The 22,036-nt window shown below is 54.9% G+C and carries 18 protein-coding genes; 8 read left to right on the top strand and 10 right to left on the bottom strand.

Going from position 1 to position 22,036, the window contains the following annotated elements; translation table 11 throughout:
- Positions 1 to 42: 42 nt before the first annotated feature.
- The gene (argS, locus tag ACYVGU_RS10295) at positions 43 to 1,836 is read right to left on the bottom strand and encodes an arginine--tRNA ligase (protein WP_460621968.1); all 1,794 of its coding nucleotides are present in this window, start codon (positions 1,834 to 1,836) and stop codon (positions 43 to 45) included.
- 396 nt (positions 1,837 to 2,232) lie between these two features.
- Between argS and ACYVGU_RS10300 the strand changes: the two genes are divergently transcribed.
- Positions 2,233 to 3,000: a TerC family protein gene (locus ACYVGU_RS10300; RefSeq protein WP_460614754.1), complete on the top strand. Its 768-nt coding sequence runs from the start codon at positions 2,233 to 2,235 to the stop codon at positions 2,998 to 3,000.
- Positions 3,001 to 3,113: 113 nt separating this feature from the next.
- Here the strand turns inward: ACYVGU_RS10300 and ACYVGU_RS10305 are convergent, their stop codons facing one another.
- Both ACYVGU_RS10305 and ACYVGU_RS10310 read right to left on the bottom strand, forming a co-directional pair.
- Positions 3,114 to 3,557 (bottom strand): YbaY family lipoprotein, encoded by a 444-nt coding sequence (locus ACYVGU_RS10305; protein ID WP_460614755.1) that lies wholly within the window; start codon positions 3,555 to 3,557, stop codon positions 3,114 to 3,116.
- Positions 3,558 to 3,642: 85 nt separating this feature from the next.
- The gene (locus tag ACYVGU_RS10310; RefSeq protein WP_460621969.1) at positions 3,643 to 4,617 is read right to left on the bottom strand and encodes an arginase; all 975 of its coding nucleotides are present in this window, start codon (positions 4,615 to 4,617) and stop codon (positions 3,643 to 3,645) included.
- A gap of 280 nt (positions 4,618 to 4,897) precedes the next feature.
- Here ACYVGU_RS10310 and ACYVGU_RS10315 point away from each other — a divergent pair, with 280 nt between their 5' ends.
- Entirely contained in the window at positions 4,898 to 6,292 is a 1,395-nt protein-coding gene (locus ACYVGU_RS10315; RefSeq protein WP_460621970.1) for a type III PLP-dependent enzyme domain-containing protein, read from the top strand.
- A 170-nt stretch (positions 6,293 to 6,462) separates the two neighbouring features.
- On the top strand, positions 6,463 to 6,618 hold the full coding sequence (locus ACYVGU_RS10320) for a hypothetical protein (RefSeq protein ID WP_460614758.1): 156 nt from the start codon (positions 6,463 to 6,465) through the stop codon (positions 6,616 to 6,618).
- A gap of 448 nt (positions 6,619 to 7,066) precedes the next feature.
- Here ACYVGU_RS10320 and ACYVGU_RS10325 read toward each other — a convergent pair whose 3' ends face one another.
- A complete protein-coding gene (locus ACYVGU_RS10325) occupies positions 7,067 to 7,600 on the bottom strand; it encodes a D-glycero-alpha-D-manno-heptose-1,7-bisphosphate 7-phosphatase (RefSeq protein WP_460621971.1) in 534 nt (177 codons plus the stop codon).
- A gap of 171 nt (positions 7,601 to 7,771) precedes the next feature.
- Here ACYVGU_RS10325 and hemG point away from each other — a divergent pair, with 171 nt between their 5' ends.
- The 3 genes from hemG (at position 7,772) to ACYVGU_RS10340 (ending at position 11,080) form a co-directional block, all read left to right on the top strand.
- Positions 7,772 to 9,109 (top strand): protoporphyrinogen oxidase, encoded by a 1,338-nt coding sequence (gene hemG / locus ACYVGU_RS10330; protein WP_460621972.1) that lies wholly within the window; start codon positions 7,772 to 7,774, stop codon positions 9,107 to 9,109.
- A 171-nt stretch (positions 9,110 to 9,280) separates the two neighbouring features.
- The gene (locus tag ACYVGU_RS10335) at positions 9,281 to 10,078 is read left to right on the top strand and encodes a polyprenol monophosphomannose synthase (RefSeq protein ID WP_460621973.1); all 798 of its coding nucleotides are present in this window, start codon (positions 9,281 to 9,283) and stop codon (positions 10,076 to 10,078) included.
- A gap of 66 nt (positions 10,079 to 10,144) precedes the next feature.
- A complete protein-coding gene (locus ACYVGU_RS10340) occupies positions 10,145 to 11,080 on the top strand; it encodes a TerC family protein (RefSeq protein WP_460614763.1) in 936 nt (311 codons plus the stop codon).
- A 151-nt stretch (positions 11,081 to 11,231) separates the two neighbouring features.
- On the opposite strand, the gene ACYVGU_RS10345 is transcribed toward ACYVGU_RS10340, so the two are convergent.
- Positions 11,232 to 13,385: a transglycosylase domain-containing protein gene (locus tag ACYVGU_RS10345; RefSeq protein WP_460621974.1), complete on the bottom strand. Its 2,154-nt coding sequence runs from the start codon at positions 13,383 to 13,385 to the stop codon at positions 11,232 to 11,234.
- A gap of 165 nt (positions 13,386 to 13,550) precedes the next feature.
- Between ACYVGU_RS10345 and purB the strand changes: the two genes are divergently transcribed.
- Both purB and ACYVGU_RS10355 read left to right on the top strand, forming a co-directional pair.
- Positions 13,551 to 14,915, top strand: coding sequence for an adenylosuccinate lyase (purB, locus tag ACYVGU_RS10350; protein ID WP_460621975.1), 1,365 nt, complete (start codon positions 13,551 to 13,553; stop codon positions 14,913 to 14,915).
- Positions 14,916 to 14,953: 38 nt separating this feature from the next.
- Positions 14,954 to 16,096, top strand: coding sequence for a glycosyltransferase family 9 protein (locus tag ACYVGU_RS10355; protein ID WP_460621976.1), 1,143 nt, complete (start codon positions 14,954 to 14,956; stop codon positions 16,094 to 16,096).
- Positions 16,097 to 16,140: 44 nt separating this feature from the next.
- Here the strand turns inward: ACYVGU_RS10355 and ACYVGU_RS10360 are convergent, their stop codons facing one another.
- The 5 genes from ACYVGU_RS10360 to ACYVGU_RS10380 form a co-directional block, all read right to left on the bottom strand.
- Complete coding sequence (locus tag ACYVGU_RS10360) at positions 16,141 to 17,289, bottom strand: glycosyltransferase family protein (RefSeq protein ID WP_460621977.1); 1,149 nt, start codon at positions 17,287 to 17,289, stop codon at positions 16,141 to 16,143.
- Between the two features lie 72 nt (positions 17,290 to 17,361).
- Positions 17,362 to 18,348 carry a glycosyltransferase family 2 protein gene (locus ACYVGU_RS10365; protein WP_460614768.1) on the bottom strand — a complete coding sequence of 329 codons (987 nt, stop codon included), beginning with the start codon at positions 18,346 to 18,348 and terminating at the stop codon, positions 17,362 to 17,364.
- On the bottom strand, positions 18,341 to 18,868 hold the full coding sequence (locus ACYVGU_RS10370) for a DUF4199 domain-containing protein (protein ID WP_460621978.1): 528 nt from the start codon (positions 18,866 to 18,868) through the stop codon (positions 18,341 to 18,343). Before ACYVGU_RS10370 ends, ACYVGU_RS10365 begins: the two co-directional genes overlap by 8 nt.
- 40 nt (positions 18,869 to 18,908) lie before the next feature.
- Entirely contained in the window at positions 18,909 to 19,433 is a 525-nt protein-coding gene (locus ACYVGU_RS10375; RefSeq protein WP_460621979.1) for a DUF4199 domain-containing protein, read from the bottom strand.
- Between the two features lie 88 nt (positions 19,434 to 19,521).
- On the bottom strand, positions 19,522 to 21,582 hold the full coding sequence (locus tag ACYVGU_RS10380) for a BatA domain-containing protein (RefSeq protein WP_460621980.1): 2,061 nt from the start codon (positions 21,580 to 21,582) through the stop codon (positions 19,522 to 19,524).
- Between the last annotated feature and the right edge of the window lie 454 nt (positions 21,583 to 22,036).

A 22,036-nucleotide genomic window follows, 5' to 3' on the forward strand; every position in this document is an offset into this window, starting at 1 on the left:
CGACTAGGGACTGTCGCGCGAGCAAGTAGCTCATGCGGCAGCTTACATCCGCTCCGGCACCTGAATGCCCAGCAAGCCCATGCTGGTTTTAATGGCTTGCGCGGTTTGCGCTGAAAGCGCCACCCGGAACGCTTTTTTGGTTGGGTCAGCTTCGCGGAAGATTTCTACCTCGGTGTACACCCGGTTGTAAGCTTTGGCCAGGTCGTAGGCGTATTGCGCTACAATGGCCGGCGACTGGGTGCGGGCCGCTTCGGTTACTACCTCGGGGTAACGCGCTAACTCCTGCACCAGCTCACGCTCGGTGTTGTGCAGCGCCGTGAGGCTAGTAAGCTCGGTGGTTTCGCTGATACCTAGCTCCGCCGCTTTCCGACGAATGGCCGAAATACGAGCGTGCGAATACTGAATAAACGGTCCGGTGTGACCTTCCAGGCTCACCGATTCTTCGGGGTTGAAGAGCATCCGCTTCTTGGGGTCCACTTTCAGCAGGTAGTACTTCAGGGCGCCTAGGCCCAGCATGTGGTACAGCTCCGCGGCTTGCTCGTCGGTGAGGCCTTCAGTTTTGCCTTTTTCGAGGGTAGCGGCTTTGGCGGCTTCCACTACTTCGCGTACCAGTTCGTCGGCGTCCACTACGGTGCCTTCGCGGCTTTTCATCTTGCCCGAGGGCAGATCAACCATGCCGTAGCTGAGGTGATAGATGGCATCGGCGTAGGGCTTGCCCAGCTTTTTGAGCACCGCCTTCAGCACCTGCATGTGGTAGTTCTGCTCGTCGGCAATAACGTACACCGAGAGGTCGTAGTGGAAGTCCTGGAACTTCAGCTCGGCCGTGCCCAAGTCCTGGGTGATGTACACGCTGGTGCCGTCGGCGCGGAGCAGGAGCTTTTCGTCGAGGCCTTCTTCCTTGAGGTCAACCCACACTGAGCCGTCTTCTTTCTTGAAGAACACGCCCTTCTGCAGGCCTTCCTCTACCCGCTCCTTGCCCAGCAAATACGTCCCCGACTCGTAGTAATACTTATCGAAATCGACGCCGATGTTTTGGTAGGTGGCATCGAAGCCTTCGTACACCCAGCCGTTCATCTGCTTCCAGAGGTTTACTACCTCTTCATCGTTGGCTTCCCAGGCCCGGAGCATATCCTGCGCTTCCAGCATCATGGGAGCCTGGCGCTTGGCTACATCGGGCAGCACGCCTTCGGCTTCGAGCTGCTTTACCTGCTCGCGGTAATGCTTCTCAAACAGCACGTAGTACTTGCCCGCCAGGTGGTCGCCTTTGATGCCAGCGCTCTGGGGCGTTTCGCCGTGGCCGTACTGCTGGTAGGCCAGCATCGACTTACAGATGTGAATACCCCGGTCGTTGACGAGGTTAGCCTTGGTAACGGTAGCGCCAGTTGCTTTCAGGATTTCGGCCACCGAGTACCCTAGGAAGTTGTTGCGCAGGTGGCCCAGGTGCAGGGGCTTGTTGGTGTTGGGCGAAGAATATTCCACCACCACATTCTGAGGGCCGCCGGTTTCTACGGGCGTGCCGGCCGGGGTTTGGCGCAGCTGCTCAAACACCTCCAGCCAGGCGCTGTCGGCAATTTCCAGGTTCAGGAAGCCCTTCACCACGTTGTAGCCGGCTACCAGCGGATCATTGGCCACCAACCACTCCCCTACGGCCTGCCCAATTTGCTCGGGGCCTTTGCCTAGGGTTTTGGTGAACGGAAACGTAACGAGCGTAAACTGCCCCGCAAACTCCTTGCGCGTAGGCTGCAATGTGAGCTGAGGCGAGGCTACCTCGACGTCGAATACATGTTTGATGGCGGCGCCCAGGGCCGCCTTGAGGGATTGTTCTAGTTGTTGCACAGAAAGCGAAACGCTTAAAAGAAGCCCAGCAGGACTTCCGGAAGATGAATAGTTATGGAGCGAAAAACGGATGCAGCGTAAACTACGGGCTAGCCTGTTTGCCATGCGCTACCCTAGGTAGCAGATGCGACACAGGCGTTGCCCTAGCTTACGCTAGAGTCGTCGTTGATTTCGGGTCCAAACAATCGGCTTCATAGGGAGTTAACGCGGCTGCCACCCTAGGCCGCCGCTGGTGCAAAGGTAGAAAGCCCGACCGGATGCCTCCGAAAAAATTACCATGCTAGCGAGTTTCCTGGTCCTGAGTCGGTTGCCTACTAGGCAAAAAGACGGCGCAAAGCCCAACCCGCACCCTGTTACCTGCGTGTATAGCGCCAACTTGTATCTTGCGCCCCCCGCATGAACGTCCATCTACAACAAATCCTCGACAACCCCGTGGCCGCGCTGGCTATTGTGGGCAACCTCATCATCATTGAAAGTCTGCTCTCCGTGGATAACGCGGCGGTGCTGGCCACTATGGTTTCTGACTTACCGAAAGAGCAGCGCCACAAGGCGTTACGCTACGGTATTATCGGGGCCTATGTGTTCCGGGGGCTGTGTATTTTGTTTGCTTCTTTCCTGATTAAGTTCTGGTACCTAAAGCCCCTAGGCGGCCTGTACCTGTTCTATCTCGCCTACGACCATTTTACCAGCAAGCACGGCAACTCCGAGGACGATGACCTTGACAAAGAGAAAAGCTGGCTTTACCGCAGCACGCTGGGGTTACTAGGTCCGTTTTGGGCCACAGTGGCCCTTATTGAGCTGATGGACCTCGCGTTTTCCATCGATAACGTGTTTGCCGTAGTAGCCTTCACTGATAACCTGATTCTGATTTGCCTGGGTGTGTTTATCGGGATTCTGGCTATGCGGCTCGTGGCCCAGGCCTTTGTGCTGCTCATGGGCAAATACCCGTTTCTGGAAACGGCAGCCTTTATCGTCATTGGTATTCTGGGCCTCAAGCTGCTGCTCTCGTTGTTCGAGCATTTCCAGCCGAATCACCCATTTAGCCACTTCCTGGCCAGCGAAGCCGCCGATGCTGGCCTCACCGTGCTGACCGTGGCCGTATTCGCCCTGCCCATTCTCTCGTCGTGGCTTTTCGGAGTGCCTTACCAGCACCGCAGTAGATAATTTACTAGGTCATCGACAACGCCAAAGCCCCGCCGACCAGATGCTTCTAAAAAGCAACCTAATCGGCGGGACTTTGGCGTTGTCGATGACCTAGTGATCTGTAAGTATGAGGCTTACCTCACCTTCCGCAGTAGCATCTCAACACGCTTGGAGTTGCCGCGCGTCAGTACTGGGTAAGCTACATCGGAGAGGTACAGCAACCGGCCCCCATCACTGATGCGGGCCTGCACTACGTAGGTATTATTCGGCCGAATCTGGGCCGTATCGTAGCGCAGGGCGAAGGCAATGGGCACCTGCCGGCCGTTGGGCCGAATCGTGACAGAGTCGATTATGGTAGCAGCTACATCCTGCAAGGAGGCATCTTGCAACTGCACACGTACCACCGCCGTCGGCGACAGGGCTATCCGCTCCCGGTACGTTACGGTGCCCGTAACGGAATCTTTCACCACTACCGGCACCGTGCTGGCTCCGGCGTTGCCCGGCGAGGAAGGGGTAGCAGTACAGGAAGCCAGCAGGGCCACCAGGCCCAGGCCAGAAAGCAAACGGGTTATCATCATAACAAGAGCTAGCGGATACAAACGCAACGAAAGTGTACGAATGTATCCGCTTTTTCCTGTTTGTCAAGCTTCTGAAGGGCCCAGTTTAGCGGCTCACTACCTCTTCCATGCGCAGCCGATTCTGAATGGCGTCGGTGGCAGCTTCCAGAATATCGAAGGCGTTGGTGGCCATGGTGTTTTCGTTGTCTAGGGTGGGGTTGATTTCCACCATCTCAAAGCACACTACTCGCTCATTATCAAGCAGCGCGCGGCACAGGCTGATGGCTTCTTCCACATTCAGGCCATCGACCACGGGCGTACCGGTGCCTTTAGAGAAGCGCGAATCCAGCGAGTCTACGTCGAACGATACGTACACCATGTCGCAGAAGCGCAGGCGCTCGAAAATTTCGCGGGCCACTTGGCGGGTGCCTTTGGCCTTCACCTCATCTAGCTTGTAGTTCTTGATGCCCAGGCGCTCAATAATGGCATCTTCTTCGTGCTCCGTATCCCGCACTACCACGTACACGAGGTGGTCGCCCGTGATTTTAGGGCCGGGTTCGCCCAGGTTTTGGAGCTTGCGCCAGAAAAACTCGGTTTCGGGCTCCACATGGTTGCGCTGGCACTCGCGGTTATCGTCGCCGAGGCTGATGGCAATGGGCATGCCGTGCATGTTGCCTGAGGGGGTAGTGTACGGCGAGTGAATATCGGCGTGCGCATCTACCCACACCACGCCTAGCGTTTTGTGGGGGTACGCGGCCTTAATGCCAGCAATGGTAGCCGAGGCGTTGCTGTGGTCGCCGGCCAATACCAGCGGAAACTCGCCAAAGCGGAGCGTTTGCTCAACGGTGCTGGCAATGCCCTTCTGCACCGTGTAAATAGAATCGATGTGTTTGGCTTTCGGAAAATGATTTTTCTCGAACAGCACATGGTTCAGGTCCGGTACGCTAACCGAGTTGAACCGGCGAAAGTAGTCGCAGCCTTTATTCAGGCAGGCTACCTTCAGGGCATCTACGCCCAGGCTGGCGCCACGGGTTCCGGCCCCAATTTCGGAGCGGACTTCCAGAAGCTTGATGCGTCGCATATTACATTGGCATATAAGAGGTTAAGTGGTTTAGATGCTTGCCGATTGAGCGGAGAAACCACCACTCAGGCTTGACGCGCCCGGACCTTCCGGCGCAACCAACGAACAAAGCACAACCAAAACCCCCGCGAGGGGGTATCTTTGCGGGTCCTAAGTTCGGAAAAAGCTGTCGGGTTTAGAAATCCTGTAAGCTGAACATTACAATAGCTGCCCAGCTTTCTTTCATTACGCTGGGTGGCGCGGTTGCCTCACTTCAAAAATCTCCTCAGAACCTCCTTCAATGGATACTTATCACGACCTGATTTCGCAAACCTTCGACTTCCCGACCGATGAGTTTCGCGTGGAACAGAACGAGTTGCGCTTTCACGATATCGACCTGATGGCCCTCGTGGAAAAGCACGGCACCCCGCTGCGCCTCACCTACCTGCCCAAAATCTCCTCCCAGATTCAGCGGGCCAAAGAGTGGTTCCGGGTGGGCATTGAGCAAACCGGCTACCAGGGCAAATATTCGTACGCCTACTGCACCAAGGCCTCGCACTTCAGCTTTGTGGTAGAAGAGGCGCTCAAAAACAACGTGCACATCGAAACCTCGTCCTGGTTTGATACCAACATCATCCGGGCCATGCACGCCAAAGGCAAGGTCACGAAGGATACCTACGTGATTTGCAACGGCTTCAAAACCGAGGAATATAAGCGCGAAATCACCGCCCTCATCAACGACGGCTTCGTGAATTGCATGCCCATCCTCGACTCGCCAAACGAGGTAGATTACTACCACGACAACGTGCGCGAAAAGTGCAACGTGGGCATGCGTCTGGCTTCCGATGAAGAGCCACGCTTCCAGTTTTACACCTCGCGCTTGGGCATTCGCTACACCGATGCGCTGCCACTGTATGAGCAGAAGATCAAGAATGATCCGCGCTTTGAGCTCACGATGCTGCATTACTTCATCAACACGGGCATTAAGGACACCTCCTACTACTGGTCGGAGCTGAGCCGGTTTGTGCACAAGTACTGCGAGCTGCGCAAAGTATGCCCTACCCTTACCACCATTGACATTGGCGGCGGCTTGCCCATCCAGACCAGCATTCAGAAGGAGTACGACTACCCTTACATGATTGCCGAAGTGCTGCGTACCATCAAGCGTATTTGCGGCGAGGAAAACGTACCAGAGCCCGATATCTTTACGGAATTCGGCATTTTCACTGTAGGCGAGTCGGGCGCTACTATCTACAGCATCCTGGACGAGAAGCTCCAGAACGACAAGGAGTTGTGGTACATGATTGACGGCTCGTTTATCACGAACCTGCCTGATACGTGGGCCCTGAACCAGCGCTTTATCATGCTGGCCCTCAACGGGTGGAACAAGCAGTACAAGAAGCTCCAGCTTGGCGGCCTCACCTGCGACTCGCAGGACTACTACAACGCCGAGAAGCACATTTATCAGGTGTTTCTGCCAGAGCGGAAGCCAACAGACGCTAAGCCGCTGTACGTGGGCTTCTTCCACACAGGCGCTTACCAAGAAAGCCTCTCGGGCTACGGCGGCATCAAGCACTGCCTGATTCCGGCTCCTAAAATGGTGATTCTGGACCGCGCCGAAGATGGTACCCTCACGGACCGCGTATTCGCCGAGGAGCAGAAAGGCGAAGCCATGATGCAGATTCTGGGCTACTAATTGCAATGCTGGGCAAGTTTCCTCAAAGGAAACTTGCCCGTTTTGTGGGCCCTGGCCAGCTACTTAGCTAACTAAATGTCAGGCTGGTTGCACCTCGTTGTGCGTTCCTCTACCTTTACCCTTCAACTTTTAACTGCGGGCGCGTCCCATACTTTACTTCACTACTGCTCATGAAAAAACTGCTACTCTTCGCTGGTTTGGCTACCCTCGGCTTAGGCTCCTGCAACAAAAAATCACAGTGCCCGGCCTACTCCAGCACGAAAGATGCCTCGCGCGTTTCGTCGACCATCACGGCTCAGCACGGTACTAGCACGGAGCGCCAGTAACAACTGAAAAACACAACCGCTCTGGTTGTCGCCTAGGCACTCTTCTTAGCTAAAGCCTTTTTCCTCGCGGAAGAAGGCTTTTTGCATTTATCCAATTTCTATATTTTTTCTTCTGGCTAAACAATTTTGAGAAGTTGGAATCGTTATTGCTCCTAAGTGGTTAAGAAGAAACTGGTTACCTGCCACTTGTAAAAACTTTTTTTTGAACTTTGCTATGAAAAAAATATTCATACTCGGAGTTGTTGCGATGTTTGGCACCGCATCCTGCAAAACGCATTGCCCAGCGTATTCGGCTACGAAGCCAGCCACTCAGGTTGCGGCTCCAGCCATGGCTAGTACGGCGGTAGCCGCTGACCAGCAGTAAGCGCATCAACCAGCCAGCCTGAAAAGCCAGCGCCGCCCTATGTTAGGGGCGGCGCTGGCTTTTGATGTTTACACTTTACTAGGTTTAGCTGCCTTGCAGAATAAACGCCGTAGCGGCGGGCAAATCATGGAGGTGAGGCTTGAAGCTACTTGGCTCATCGGGCCCCACCAGAATGCCCCGGACGCCGGCTTTCTGGCCCGCCTGCATATCGCGCAGCCGGTCGCCTACCATCCAGCACTGGCTTGGGTCCAGCTGAAAGCGGGCAATGGCTTTCTCCAGCATCAGTGAATCGGGTTTCCGCAGCAACGACTCGGATACGCTGGGGTGCCCCGGCGCGAAATAGAAGGCATCAATGAGGTTGCCGGCGGCTTGCTGCAGTTTGGCGTGGCAGGCCTGCACGTGCGAGGGTGTGTACATACCTTTGGCAATGCCGGCCTGGTTAGTAACTACAATGAGGTAGTAGCCGGCTTGCTTGAGGCGAGCTAGGCTTTCGGGCACGCCCTCCAGCACCACAAATTTCTCCGGCTCCCACACATACTCGCCTATCTCGGCGTTCAGCACACCGTCGCGGTCCAGGAATACGGCTTTGTTGGCTGAAAATGGGTTGGCTGAAACCATAAGGGTAGTAACGGATGTGAAAGAGACAGCAAAGGTAGCTCCCGCATCTGGAGTGAGCCTCCGACCGGCTTGGGCTGGAAAGGGCAGCTAGTAAGCGGCTATTTCCAGTTGCTGTGCTCTACCTTTGCTGCTAGCACCTTTTCCTTTGTCACTTCCTCTAACCCTTCCGAAATGGCCATTGCTATTCTGGGCGGCGGCATCTCGGGCCTCACCTTGGCCTGGTACCTGCAGCGCGCCGGCGTCGACTACGACCTGTTTGAAGCGGCACCCCGTCCGGGTGGCAACATCCGCACCGAGCAGAACGGCAAGTACCTGCTGGAAACCGGCCCCAACTCGTTGCAGCTCTCGGAGGAGCTACGCGAGTTACTAGATGGCCTGGGGCTAACAAGTCAGATGCAGGAGGCTGCAGCCGTAAGCCAGAACCGCTATGTGCTCCGCAACGGAAAATACCAGAAGCTACCTGCTTCCCCGCCGGGCCTGCTCACTAGCGGGTTTTTCAGCCTGAAAGGGCGGTTTAACCTGCTGCGGGAGCTAGTACGCCCTCCCCTGCCCGCCGACCCGACGGAAACGCTGGGACATTTTTTCGGCCGGCGCTTTGGCCCTGAAGTGGTAGACTATGCCCTGAATCCGTTCATCTCCGGCATTTATGCCGGCGACCCGGAGCAGCTGCTGGTGCACAAAACGTTTCCCCAACTCGTGGCCATGGAGCAGCAGCACGGCTCCGTATTGCGGGGCCTGATGAAAAGCAAAAGTGCGGCCGGTGGGCGCCGCCGAATTTTTACGCTGCAACACGGCCTCCAAACCCTGACCGATACGCTGGCCAGCAAACTACGGCGGGCCCATTTTGGTCAAACCGTTACACACCTGCACCACCGCACCGATGATGATGGCCGCTGGGAAGTAGAAACTACCGCTGGCCCGGCCCCGCGCCTCTACCAGCAGATTGTGCTGGCCTTGCCGGCCTACGCTGCCGCCCCCCTGCTGCAAGCGCAATTTCCGGAAGCCGCGGCAGCCTTTGCGCAGGTTAGCTACCCGGCCATGGCAGCCATCTACTCCGCTTATAACCAGACCGACGTAACGCATCCGCTCGACGGGTTTGGGGCGCTGAATCCTAAAGCAGAAAACCCTTACGCCGCCGGCAGCATCTGGACCAGTTCTATCTTCCCCGGTCGAGCACCCGCAGGCCAGGTATTGTTTACCACATTTGTAGGAGGTAGCCAGTATCAAGAGCAGGCCAGCCAGTCAGAAGCTGAGCAAAAAGCAGCTGTGCATCAGGAGCTAAGCCGTTTCTATGGTATTCGGGCAGGCGCGGCGCCGGTGTGGCAGTACCGCTATTACTGGGAGCGTGCCATTCCGCAGTTTGATGCCCGAATTGTGCCCGCGCATGCGGCTGCCGATGCCATGACTAGTAAAGGGCTATATATTGCGGCCAACTGGCGCGCTGGCGTTGGTGTGCCCGATTGTGTGCGCCAGGCCCGCCAGCTGGCCGCCACCTTAGCCAGTCGCTAGGCCTTTCTCAGAGGCAAACCGTTACTTCAAACTTCTTTAGTACTCTTGTTTGTTACTAGCCTAGTGCTACGCTTGAAGGCAACGGTACATCATTTTTGGGTATCTATGCTTTACTGAATTCATGCCGCCACTTACGCATGAGCACATAAAACAAACCTCTACCTTTGGGCAATGAATAACGGGCTTGTCCTGATACCTACCTACAATGAGCGGGAAAATGCGGAACTCATTATCCGCAAAGTATTCTCATTGCCCCACCCCTTCGATGTGCTCATCATTGATGATGGCTCGCCCGATGGCACTGCTGACATTGTGCGGGGGCTGCTACCTGAGTTTGAGGGACGTTTATTTCTGGAAGAGCGCAAAGGCAAACTAGGCCTCGGCACTGCCTATATTCATGGGTTTCGGTGGGCGCTGGCCCGCGGCTATGAATATATATTTGAGATGGATGCCGACTTTTCGCATAATCCCGAAGACCTCATCCGGCTGCACGACGCCTGCGCCCACCAGGGCTACGATCTGGCCATCGGCTCGCGCTATATCCAGGGCGTAAACGTGGTCAACTGGCCCATGGACCGCGTGCTGATGTCGTACTTTGCCTCGGCCTACGTGCGTTTCATCACGGGCATGCCTATTATGGATGCCACGGCCGGTTTCAAATGCTACACGGCCCGGGTGCTGCGCACTATTCCGCTAGAGCGCATTCGGTTTGTGGGCTACGCTTTTCAAATTGAGATGAAGTGGCTGGCCTATAAATATGGGTTCCGCATCAAGGAAGTGCCTATTATTTTCACTGACCGCACCCGGGGGGCGTCCAAAATGAGTTCGGGCATTTTCAAGGAAGCCTTACTAGGGGTAGTGAAAATGAAAATCGACAGTTGGTTTCGCAACTTCGAGCGGGCAGCTACCGAGCCGCAGTCGGCCCTTGGGCCAGCAGTTTCTACCAGCCCGAGCCCCGAAACCCGGTAGGCTTATCAGCCGCTTTCAGCTACTGCCGATGGTATTTCAAGCCCATCGTGTATCTTACTGCGGCCCATGATAAATACTCCTATCTTCTGGATCGGCTTTAACGCCTTCGTGCTGGCATTGCTCCTGATTGACCTTTTGGTGTTCAACCGTAAGGCTCATGTGGTGCGCATGCGTGAGGCGCTAGGCTGGAGCGCCTTCTGGATTGCCCTGTCGCTTACATTCAACTACCTGGTATACCGCTGGTTGGGCAAGCAGGCGGCCATGGAGTTCCTGACGGGCTACCTCATTGAGAAGTCGTTGAGCGTCGATAACCTGTTTGTGTTCCTGCTGATTTTCACCTACTTCAAGGTGCCACAGCAGTACCAACACAAAATCTTGTTCTGGGGCATCATTGGGGCACTGGTGTTACGGGCTGCATTTATTCTGGCCGGGGCCGCCTTGCTGGCCAAGTTTCACTTCCTGCTATACGTACTAGGTGCTTTCCTGATCTATACCGGCGTGAAGATGGCCCTCAACGCCAGCGAGCCAGAGCTGGACCCCGACAACAATCCGGTGGTTAAATTCTTGAGCCGCCATCTGCCCATTACCAACCGCCTGCACGAAGGCAAATTCTTTGTGCGCCAGAATGGGACGCTATTCGCTACTCCGCTGCTGGTAGTACTGGTGATGGTAGAAACCACCGATGTGGTGTTTGCGGCTGACTCTATTCCGGCTATTTTGGCTATTTCCCGCGATACGTTCATTGTGTATACCAGCAATGTTTTTGCGCTGCTGGGGTTGCGAGCCCTGTACTTCGCGTTGGAAGGCCTGATGCGCCTGTTTCATTACCTGCACTACGGCCTCTCCCTCATCCTGGTGTTTATTGGTGGCAAGTTGCTGGTATCCGATTTCCTGCACATCCCGATGGGCATTTCATTGGGCGTGGTTGGTCTGATTTTGTTCGGCTCCGTGGCGCTTTCGTTGTTGCTACCCAAGAAAGAGCAACCCATTTCTACGGAATAACTCCCGCTTTCATTTTACTAGCCCCTTAGTACAAGCAAAAGGGATAAGACGGCTGGTGCGGTCTTATCCCTTTTATATGCTAGTACAGGTCCTTTCTCAGCCGCTACTGCTCGCACCTACCAATCTGGTGTTCAGCGCGGCTTGAGATAAGCTAGGGTTTGTTGTTCGGCTCAGTGGTTGGCGGGTTGGCCGGCACTTCCTGGTTTGCCCCGGCGTCCGGAGCGGTATTACCCCCTAGCAGGTCAATCAGGTTCAAAGGCTCATACTCCGAAGAATCAGCCGGCACTACGGTGCGCACCGTGTCGCGGGTAGCGCGCACAATGTATTTGCGGGCAGGGCCGTTGATGTTGATGCTGTAGCCCAGGTTTTCGTAGTCACTCTGCCGTATCAGGCCTTTACGGGCCATCAGGCCAGCAATAAGCCGGTAGAAGTACCGGGCAGAACCCCGCAACTCGCCGTACTCATTAAAGGAATAGCGGTAGTACTTGGGCTTCGGAATGATGCTAGCCAAGTACAGGCTTTCCGTGAGCGTAAGGTTGGAAGGCTGCTTATCAAAGTAAAATTGAGCTGCTTCGTGCACGCCGTAAATCTTCGGGCCCCACTCAATAATGTTGAGGTATACCTCAAACATGCGTTCCTTGGAGGCTAGGCGGGTATTTTCAATAATCCAGACAATCAGCGCTTCCTCAGCTTTCCGAACCAGCGTTTTTTTGCGGGTCAGGAACACGTTTTTCACGAGCTGCATGGAAATGGTGCTGCCGCCGCGGGCAAAGCGCTGCTCTTTAATGTTCTGGATGGCCGACTTTACAAAGGCCTTTTCCATGAAGCCCCGGTGCGTTAGGAAACGCGGGTCTTCGGCCGTCATGATGGCGGCCTTCAGGTAATCAGAAACTTCATTGTATGGCGTGAATTCTGGGTTTGAAGCTCCTACCAGGAACGTCTTCACGGAGTCGCCTTTGTCGTTGTAGGCGGTGTACGGGAATTCCTCGTTCAGCTTGTTCAGGTTTTCGCGGCCGAAGCGCGTAATCCGAAACTTGGTGGCCTGCAGCCCCGAGTCGAACTGAAGGCTATCGAGGTTATTCATGTCCAGGGCGGCCATGAGATGATACTTCAGCGTGCCTTCGCCCTGCGTACCCTCCAGCGTTTCAAACATGCCTTCGGGCAGAGAAGCAAAAAAGTCATTGGCTTTTGTCTCGCTTGATTCCACCTTCAGGTTTACCTGCATGCCGGCCAGCATCTGGTTGCGGTTCTTGAGGCCATTAATTTCCTTGCCAATCACGCGCTCCGGTACCGGCAGACGGCGCACACTCAGCTCCGGAAACAGCTCCATCTTGTTCAGGAGCACCCGCGTGCCCTTTTCCAAAGCAAACGAAGCCTGCCCTAGCTTCATTACGAAGTCAATGCCGCCGCGCGGAAACCGCACGTCGCTGTCAGAGAGCTTGGGGTGATTAACGATGAAGTTGGTAGCGGCGGCGGTGCCCTTCACCGTGAGTTCATCGGCCCCGTTCAGGTCTTTGTTGGTGAGGCCTACCCGAATGGTATCAAACTGCACGCGCGCGCCATACCGGCGCTGCACATACGGGAGCACCACGGGCCGGCGGTCGAGGCCGAACACCTTGGCATCTACCTCATACTCACTAGCATCAATGTGGCCCTGAACTCCTACGCGGTTTTCTACGGAGTCAATAACAGCGGTAAGTTGCCCCGTGATGGCGCCGTCTTCAATGGCCAAGCGTGGCATGGCCAGGGAGGCCACGTGGCGCGGGCTCTGGTAGGTAACCAGGAAGTTGCGGAAATCAGCTTCGTCCGGAATGTTATCGAAGGTGGCTTCCAGCAATTGGTTAGCTAGTAAACCGTAGTTAGTACCCTTCGTGGTGTCGCGCGGTACCGTAGGCTGGCCTTTCTTCTTTTTATAAAGGAAGGAATAGTTGTCGCGGCCGCTACGGTTCTGGAGGGCCGTCAGCTGCGCATCATTGATTTCGAGGTTGCTGAACACAGGCCGGCCGGCAAACAAGCTGCGCACGCTCAGCGAGGCCCGGATGGCTTTGGCCCGCATCAGAGTATCAGAGCTGGTAGTAGGCACCAGGCTCATGCCGTTCAGCTCAACCGTATTCAGATCAGTAAAGCGCGCAGGCCCCAGGGTGAGCACCACGGGGTACTTACGCTCTACTTTGGCTTTCACTTGCACTAGGGCGTAGTCGAGCAGCTGCTGCCGCTTTATCAGGAAAATACTGAGGCCTAGGAGCAACAGCGCCGCCAGGATGCCCAGACCGATGCCGATTTTTTTCTTGGTAGCTGAAGTCACGCGAACAGTTCGGGAGAAAGGAAGTCGCGGCCGGGCCTGCCAGATTCGTGCCGAACCCGCCGCCGCTCGTTCAGCAAAGGTAGCGAAAAAGGACAGCGCCCCGATTGGCTTGCGCGCTGGCTTCCGCTACCTTTGACCTGTCCTGGCCATTTCTTCCTTCTACGCATGTCTGCCACTGTCGACTACGCTCAGCTTACTTCCCTTACTGCCGTTTCGCCGCTAGATGGGCGCTACCGCCGTCAGACCGCGCTGCTAGCCCCTTATTTTTCGGAGCTGGCTCTGATTCGCTACCGCGTGCTGGTAGAAGTAGAATACTTTATTGCTCTCTGCGAACTGCCCTTGCCGCAGCTACAGGAAGTTGATCCGGGCGTGTTCGAAAGCCTACGAGCCCTCTATACCAGCTTTACGGAGCAGGATGCTGAAGCCGTAAAAGCGCACGAACGGGTAACCAACCACGATGTAAAAGCCGTAGAATATTTTCTGCGCGACGAGTTTACGGCCTTGGGCCTGGGGCAGTACCTAGAGTTTATTCACTTCGGCCTGACCTCGCAGGACATCAACAACACCGCTATTCCGCTTAGCCTGCAGCACGCCCTGATTCATACGCTGCTGCCGGCTTATGCCAAAGTGCGCAACCAGCTAGCCGCCCGCGCCAACGACTGGGCTTCTGTTCCGATGCTAGCCCGCACGCACGGCCAACCGGCCTCCCCTACCCGCTTAGGTAAGGAAGTACAGGTGTTTGTGGCCCGGCTCGATGCCCAGGTAGAGTTACTAGGTCAGATTCCGTTCGGAGCCAAGTTTGGCGGGGCTACCGGCAACTTTAACGCCCATCATGTCGCTTACCCTGATACCAACTGGCACGATTTCGCCCGCCAGTTTGTGGAAGGCCGCCTGGGCCTGAAGCGCAGCCACCCTACCACCCAGATTGAGCACTACGACCACCTAGCAGCCCTTTGCGACGCCCTCAAGCGCCTCAATACCATTCTGATTGACCTAGCCCGCGACGTGTGGCAGTATATTTCGATGGGTTATTTCCGCCAGACCATTAAAGCCGGCGAAGTGGGTTCCTCGGCCATGCCGCACAAGGTCAATCCCATCGACTTTGAAAATGCCGAAGGTAATCTGGGCCTGGCCAATGCCGTGCTCGAACACCTCTCGGCCAAGCTGCCTATCAGCCGCCTCCAGCGCGACCTCACCGACTCTACCGTGTTGCGTAACCTAGGCGTGCCGCTGGGCCACACCCTCATCGCCCTCACGGCTCTGCAGCGCGGCCTCGATAAGCTGGCCCTGGATGAAGCCGCCTTGCACCGCGACCTGGAGGCTAACTGGCCGGTAGTAGCTGAAGCGCTGCAAACCATTCTGCGCCGCGAGAACTACCCCGATCCGTACAACGCGCTGAAAGCGCTTACCCGCACGCACGGTGCTATCACGCAGCAAACCATTAGTGAGTTTATTGATACCCTGGAAGTGAGCGACAAAGTAAAGGGCGAGCTGCGCGCTATTTCCCCCACTAACTACGTGGGGATGTAAGCCGAAAGCGGCCTAGCGGCTGCTGCACCTTGCTGAGTATGAAAGGCCTAGTGGCTTCCTATTTCCAAGTTTCTATTTCAATGCCCGACCTCAACGGCATCACCGTTCATCCCGACTGCCGCCATTTTCGCGGTGATATTCCCTGTCGCCCCAACAAGGAGCACGGCTACCAGTGCCAGGGCTGTCCGGTGTACACGCCTATTCAGCAGCGCATCCTCATTATCAAGCTCGGGGCCATCGGCGACGTAATTCGGACGACTCCGTTGCTGCGCCGGCTGCGGCAGGAGTATCCGGCCTGTAAAATCACGTGGCTCACGCTCACGCCCGCTATTCTGCCCCAGGGCGAAATTGAAGAAGTGCTCAAGCTGGATTTGCCGGCCGTGTTGCACCTCCAGCAGCGCGAGTTCGATATCCTGTTCAACCTCGATAAAGACAAGGAAGCCTGCGCACTGCACGATTCAATTAAGGCCCACGAAAAGTTCGGGTACACCTTGCACCCACAATACGGGGTAGCGTGGCCCGGCAACAGACTGGCCAACCACAAGTTCCTGACCGGCGTTTTCGACCAGCTGAGCCTGCAGAACCAGAAGCCCTACGTGCAGGAAATATTCGAGCTGTGCGGCTACGAGTTTCGGGGTGAGGAATACGTGTTCGATACCCACGACGACAAAGGATACGACTGGAGCGCATTGCCTGCCACTAGGCCTCGCATTGGCCTGAACACCGGCTGCGGCGACCGGTGGACGACCAGGCTCTGGTCGGATGACAAGTGGGTGACGCTGATTGAGCAACTCCAGCAGGCCGGCTACGCGCCGGTGCTACTCGGCGGCGAGGCCGAAGATGAACGCAACCAACGCTTGCAGGCCGCTACCGGCGCCACGTACCTGGGCACGTTCCCGCTGCAGCAGTTCATCAACTTGATGCACCAGATGGATGGCATCGTGACGCAGGTAACTATGGCCATGCACATCAGCATTGCGCTGCGCAAGCCTACCATCCTGATGAATAATATCTTCAACCCCTACGAGTTCGATCTGTACGGGCGCGGCCAGCTGGTGCAGCCCAACCGGGAGTGCGTATGCTTCTACCGCGGCTCCTGCAAGCTCGGCGAAACCAGTTGCATGGAGGATCTGCCTGCAGCCAAGGTTTTCGCGGCGGTAGAGGCTAGTGTGCCAGTGTAGCACGTATGGCTTCTTGTGTCAGTCTTCATGGGTAGAGCGTAATGCTACGCTCCCGATGAAGACTGATTTTTTTGAGCTACTTCCTTCAGCGCTTTCACCATTTCCTCCCACGAAAACTCCTTCTTCTTAGCCCACACGCCGGCCGTAAACTCTTGCTCCCGATCATGCTCGTAGAAGTCGACCAAGACATCGGCAATGGCTTTCGGACTAGGTGCCACTACGTAGCCAACCTCCCCATTCGGAATCAGCTCGGCCAGGCCGCCTACATCCGTCACCAGCATGGGCCGGCTAAAGTGGTAGGCAATCTGGGATACGCCGCTTTGCGTGGCGTTTTTGTATGGCTGCACAACCATGTCGGCGGCGCAGAAATAGTCTACTACCTGCTCATTCGGGATAAAGTCGGTGGCCCGTACTAGGCGGTTTTCTAGCTGAAACCGCTGGATGAGTTCTTCATACGGTGCGGCATCCTCGTAATACTCTCCCGCAATAATTAGCTTCACGGGGAGCTTAGCCAGCCGCTCATCGGCAAACGCTTGCAGCAGAATATCGAGTCCTTTATAGGCCCTGATAAAGCCAAAAAACAGTAGGTAACCAAAGCTGGGGTCGAGGCCTAGGGCGTGTAGGGCTTCCGACTTAGGCTTTAGGGGCCCGAAGTTGTCGTAGAGTGGATGGGGCTTATACTGGGCCGGCTGCCGGAAATGCAGGCGGCGCAAATCGGCCAGCACGGCCCGGCTCATCGTCACGAAACCATGACACGAAGCCAGGAAGTAACGGGTAAGCGGCCGGTCACCGGGGCGTTTTTCATGCGGAACCACATTGTCAGTAATGGCCACAATGCGGGTATGGCCGTTGCGCCGGATCAGGCGGGCCACCGTACCCAGGGCGGGCCCCATAAACGGCAGCCAGAACCGAAATATAACCAGGTCGGGCCGCTCCTGCCGTAGCTTGTCGCCAACCCGATACCAGCTCAGCGGGTTCACAGAGTTCAGGCTAACCTCAATGGACAGGTCGTCGGGAGCCGGGCCGGTGCTGAACTGCGTCTGGCCCGGAAACAGGAAATTGGGGTATTGCAGCGAGAACGTGACGAGGCGTACATCGTCGCCGGCTTCTTTAAATGCCCTAGCCAATCGTTCGTTGTAAGTCGCCAACCCGCCCCGTAGTGGATACGCTGGCCCAATAATCACAACTTTCATGCGCCTCAGCTTAGGTAGAAAAAGCACGTCATGCCCCGGCCGAAGCCAAAGCATGACGTGTTAAATAAAAGCTTATTTCAGGTTGAGTCTCTCTTTTACCAGGTAGTCGTTGCGGTTGGCGCCGTTTAGCTGCACCATTTCAGCCAGAAAACCCGCCAGAAAGAGCTGTACGCCTACTATAACGGCCACCAGCGCCAGGAAAAACAACGGTTGAGCTGTTACATCGCGGGCCCGTACATTATGGCTTGCTAGCCACACTTTTTCAATTACCAGCCAGAGCGTAATCAACATCCCAAACAAGAAAGACACTGTGCCCAGTGCGCCAAAAAAGTGCATGGGCCGCCGCCGGAATCGGCTCACAAACGTGATGCTCATCAAATCGAGGAAGCCGTACACAAACCGCTCAAGCCCAAACTTGGTCGTGCCGTATTTGCGCTCTTGGTGCTGCACCACCTTCTCGCCAATCTTGCGGAAGCCTGCCCACTTGGCAATCACCGGGATGTAGCGGTGCATTTCGCCGTACACCTCAATGCTCTTCACCACGCGGCTGTCGTAGGCCTTTAATCCGCAGTTGAAATCATGAAGCTGTATGTCCGAAATCCACCGGGTGACGCCGTTAAACAGCTTGGTAGGAATGGTTTTGCTGAGCGGATCGAAGCGTTTCTTTTTCCAGCCGCTCACCAAGTCCATGCCTTCCTGGGTAATCATGCGGTACAGTTCCGGCAATTCCTCCGGCGAGTCCTGCAGATCGGCGTCCATGGTGCATACTACCCGACCGGTAGTCTCCTTGAAGCCCACATTCAGTGCCGCCGACTTACCGTAGTTGCGGTTAAACCGGATGCCCCGGATATGCACATCCTCAGCAGCCAGCTCCTCAATAACTTCCCAGGAATTATCCGTTGAGCCGTCATCAATTAGGATAACTTCATACGTTAGCCCGTGCTGCGTAAGCACCCGATGAATCCAGCGCGTGAGTTCCGGCAAGGACTCGGCTTCGTTGAGCAACGGAATAACTAGGGAAAGCTCAACGGGAAAAAACTGCGAAAGACGCTTACTCAAACTCAGGACGGGTATGTTTGGTGAAGGCCGAAATGACTAGAGACAGGATAAAGCCTATCAGCAAAGCACTTAATAATCCAAAAATAATGGTAATTGGCCCACTGCTGAACTTAGAAGCCATGGCCATGGCTTGATCAACTTGGGCATCGTCCATCCCACGCTCTTCCATACGGCTGCGGGTAATATCCATTACCCGATTCATGTAGTCGGGGTCAATGAAGTTGATGTAGATGTAGCTGAACACACTGCTGATAATGCCCGCTACTACTGATACGATAACTCCAATTGTGAGCCCCTGCCCGTAGCTCATAAAGCCGCTATTATGCTGCTTGAAGTACTTATGGGCCAGTACAATACCAACAATAAATACAATACCGCTTAACCACCGCAGAGGGGTTTCAGGGTCCTCTACCAAGGTTAACTGCAAGAACGATAAAATAGTAGACAGGATGCCCGTTATCAATCCATAGCGAATTCCAACGGAGGAAGTGGTAGTCGTTGTGGTAGTCGTGTTTTCCATAAAAGCTGAGAATAAGTGAAGATGAATGCTGGAAGGTAGATTATTTCCGCAAAAACACCCCACTAGGGATACTCAACAACACGCCTAAAAACATCTTTTTAAACAGTTCATCCTGCGCAAAGCTTTCGGGTGTACGGGCTAGGTTGCGCAGCGTGGCCTCATACTGCTGCATACCATTAACCTGCTTTTGATACATTGCCTTGGTGGCCTCCAGTAGCTGCTTGGCTTCAACCAGCTGTTGTTCTATCAGTTCCGGGCCTGTTAATCGCGAGAAGGTGTATAAACCAACGGCAGCTATACCAGCCGCTACTAGGGCCGTCAGCATGCCTACCCCAATAGATTTCCAAAGGCCGGGTCCCTCGGCATAATAACGCCGCAGTAGAATCTGGCTGACTACAGCCGCAATAGGTGGAAAGAAGTCCGATAACGTCCGTTTTGGGCCATAGGGGTTGTTATCAGAGAGGTACAGAAACAGTACCCAACTAATGCAAAGCGCGCCCGCAACCAAGCCACACAAAGCGGCTGTACGGACAACGGGGTTAGGAGAGGATGGAGTGGATGCCAAAGCCAAAAGATGATAAAGGCAGCAAGATACAAGCTCCTGCTACAATCTGATGCGCCAAATCCACCACACCGCTATTCCCCGATTATTACTAGGCCGCCATTCCTTGACTTCCAGCAGCTACCTGGGCCTTCTGCCGATTGAAGCGCAAAAGCAGGCCTTCCAAGAGCAGGAAACCAAGTGCGGCCCATAAGCAATAGCGCCACAACGGCACACCTACGCGAGTAGCCTTGTAGCGGGCGGCGGCCGTTTGCCCCTCTCCTACCTCATATACCTGCACATTAGGATGGCTGGAACCTACCATCTGCCGAAGATCAGCAGCGGAGTAACTTCGCAAGTCAGATTCGCGCTTATCAAAGTTGAAGGCCAAGGTAGCAACCGTCTTGCCAGCGCGCTGCAATGAGTAAAATCCGGGCTGGCGCAGAGTTGGCGGCACTTCCAAGCGTAGCGAAGCACCTTGTGTGCGCTGCACAGGAATGAAGCTGAGGCTATCTTGCACCAAGCGGTAAACTGCTTCGGCACCCCTAGCATCAGTGGATAAGGACAGCCGCACGCTTACAGATGGCTGGTTAAGCCGGTACGCTGGCTGTTGTTCCTGCTGATAGCTTTGCATTGCCAACCGGTACATGGTAGGTACTAGCAAAGGATGCTGGGCAAAGTCGGAGTACGGTGCGCTAAAAGGTGCAGCGAACACATACACCATTCCGGAGCCGCTAGAAAAGCCCGAGAGGTATCCTTCACCATCACGCATTCGCAGAACTTCTGCGCCTGAACGGGCCCAGCGTAGCACAGGTGCAGCTTTTGGCATCCCGGCTCTAGGATTTGCCGCCGCAAAAACATCCTTAAAAAATGGATTTTGGGCACTCGGCATAGCCACTTCCTGCAACACCGGGCCATTCTGAGGCAATGGTAACCATTGTACAGGCCCTAGCCCCAGCTCACGAAACAACTGCCCATATGACTCGCGACTATTTACTGATGCAGCAGGAATAACTACTAGCGTTGCACCTTGCTGCACTGCTCGCCGTAAGCTTTCGCGCATGCCCGTTGAAAGAACGGAGGCTTCGCGAACTACTATCAGGTTTGCTGCCGCTACTTTCCGATAGTCAGCTGATTGAGGAGAGACTAGCTGATAACCGAATAGGGGCTCATTGCCATATAACTGGCCTAGCGTGCCTTCAGCTGCTACCTCCACCACCCGTATTTGGGCTGCCGGCTGCAGAGTAAAAAAGTAGGTATTATCAAAATCAACCGGAAAATCTTCTATCTCAACCCGGCATTTCTGCACCTCATTACTGGTCAATCGAATTCTGACCTGAGAAACAACAGCTTGCTGAGGTGGCACCGAAACACGAAAGGAAGCCGCCTGCTGTCGGCCAACGAACAGCTTCGTCTGGCAATTTTCTGCAAGTTGTGTCCCACCATTTCGCAACCTCACGTGCAATGTCAGATCTGCGTTTGCGCGCACAAAAGCATCATCTAGCCAAACACTATCAACGAATACATTGGGTTTGCTTCCAGTGGCCAAGGGCACCAGAAATACTTGCCGAGACGGGTCTATTTTCTGAAGGGCTTGGGCTGAAAAGTTATTGCGCTGAAAATCAGAGAAGACAAATAATGGCCCGGGGTTGCCCCGATATTGGGTTTGCTCAAGTTGGGCACCTAGTACGCTGGCTTGACCGCTAACTTGCAGCAAGTCCAGCGCTGCCCGGTACTGCGCAGGATCGAGTGGCTTCTGCTTACTAGGTAGCAATTCAAATCTGGTAGAAGCAGAGAAGGCTAATGGCAAGTCAGCAGCCTCCTGAATAGCACGCTCCAAAACAGGTTGGTCTCCCTTCCCTAGCTGCCGCATGCTGGGAGAGTTATCTACGAGTACGCCAATCGTATTACTTGTAGAGTTACTGCTTTGCGGAGCAGGAATAAAAGGCTGAGCAAAGAGAAGAACTAGAGATACAATTAATCCAATTCGAGCTGCCAGAACCAGCAAGTGCTTGATCCTCCGTTGCCGAGCCGTGACTAGCTTGATTTCCTGGATGAAGTCCACATTAGAAAATAGCAGCCGTTGTGGACGACGTAATTCAAACAAATGGATTGCAATCGGAACAGCAATGCCCAGTAGCCCCAGTAGAAACCATGGATAGGTAAACGCCATGCGAAAGAGAAAGGGTAGTCGTGAAGATAAACACTATACACGTTCTCTTACGAAACGATGCAGTGAGACAGTATTAATCGGACTATAATAAATAGGTAAAGGGTCTACAGCAAAGCAAGCCCTAGTAAATACTCCCTAACTCTATACGTTGAATGTCCTTTTAAGCAAAACTATAGTGTTAGGTGCCAAGGCAATTCTTAACGATGGAGTAGTAGGCTGACGCTAAACTTTAATCAAACTGAGCAATTCTACTTAGACGTCAAATACCTTTCCGCCGAGGTTACAAACCTTATTCCGCACAGCTCCTACGTAGAGTACGCGAGAATAGTAGCGTGGGGTTATACTAGGCAGACCAAGTCAGCGCCAAGGCGGAAGAGGACCCGGGTGGGGGGTAACATACAAATGCCCCCTGCAGCACGAAGTCGCAGGGGGCATTGGCAGATGATAAGGTTGG

The organism is Hymenobacter tenuis (genome assembly GCF_054780495.1).

Excerpts from the sequence above, each read along its gene's own strand:
- ACYVGU_RS10300 (WP_460614754.1), top strand. The coding sequence starts at position 2,233 with ATGAACGTCCATCTACAACAAATCCTCGACAACCCCGTGGCCGCGCTG.
- ACYVGU_RS10305 (WP_460614755.1), bottom strand. The coding sequence starts at position 3,557 with ATGATGATAACCCGTTTGCTTTCTGGCCTGGGCCTGGTGGCCCTGCTG.
- ACYVGU_RS10310 (WP_460621969.1), bottom strand. The coding sequence starts at position 4,617 with ATGCGACGCATCAAGCTTCTGGAAGTCCGCTCCGAAATTGGGGCCGGA.
- ACYVGU_RS10315 (WP_460621970.1), top strand. The coding sequence starts at position 4,898 with ATGGATACTTATCACGACCTGATTTCGCAAACCTTCGACTTCCCGACC.
- ACYVGU_RS10320 (WP_460614758.1), top strand. The coding sequence starts at position 6,463 with ATGAAAAAACTGCTACTCTTCGCTGGTTTGGCTACCCTCGGCTTAGGC.
- ACYVGU_RS10325 (WP_460621971.1), bottom strand. The coding sequence starts at position 7,600 with ATGGTTTCAGCCAACCCATTTTCAGCCAACAAAGCCGTATTCCTGGAC.
- hemG (WP_460621972.1), top strand. The coding sequence starts at position 7,772 with ATGGCCATTGCTATTCTGGGCGGCGGCATCTCGGGCCTCACCTTGGCC.
- ACYVGU_RS10335 (WP_460621973.1), top strand. The coding sequence starts at position 9,281 with ATGAATAACGGGCTTGTCCTGATACCTACCTACAATGAGCGGGAAAAT.
- ACYVGU_RS10340 (WP_460614763.1), top strand. The coding sequence starts at position 10,145 with ATGATAAATACTCCTATCTTCTGGATCGGCTTTAACGCCTTCGTGCTG.
- purB (WP_460621975.1), top strand. The coding sequence starts at position 13,551 with ATGTCTGCCACTGTCGACTACGCTCAGCTTACTTCCCTTACTGCCGTT.
- ACYVGU_RS10355 (WP_460621976.1), top strand. The coding sequence starts at position 14,954 with ATGAAAGGCCTAGTGGCTTCCTATTTCCAAGTTTCTATTTCAATGCCC.
- ACYVGU_RS10360 (WP_460621977.1), bottom strand. The coding sequence starts at position 17,289 with ATGAAAGTTGTGATTATTGGGCCAGCGTATCCACTACGGGGCGGGTTG.
- ACYVGU_RS10370 (WP_460621978.1), bottom strand. The coding sequence starts at position 18,868 with ATGGAAAACACGACTACCACAACGACTACCACTTCCTCCGTTGGAATT.
- ACYVGU_RS10380 (WP_460621980.1), bottom strand. The coding sequence starts at position 21,582 with ATGGCGTTTACCTATCCATGGTTTCTACTGGGGCTACTGGGCATTGCT.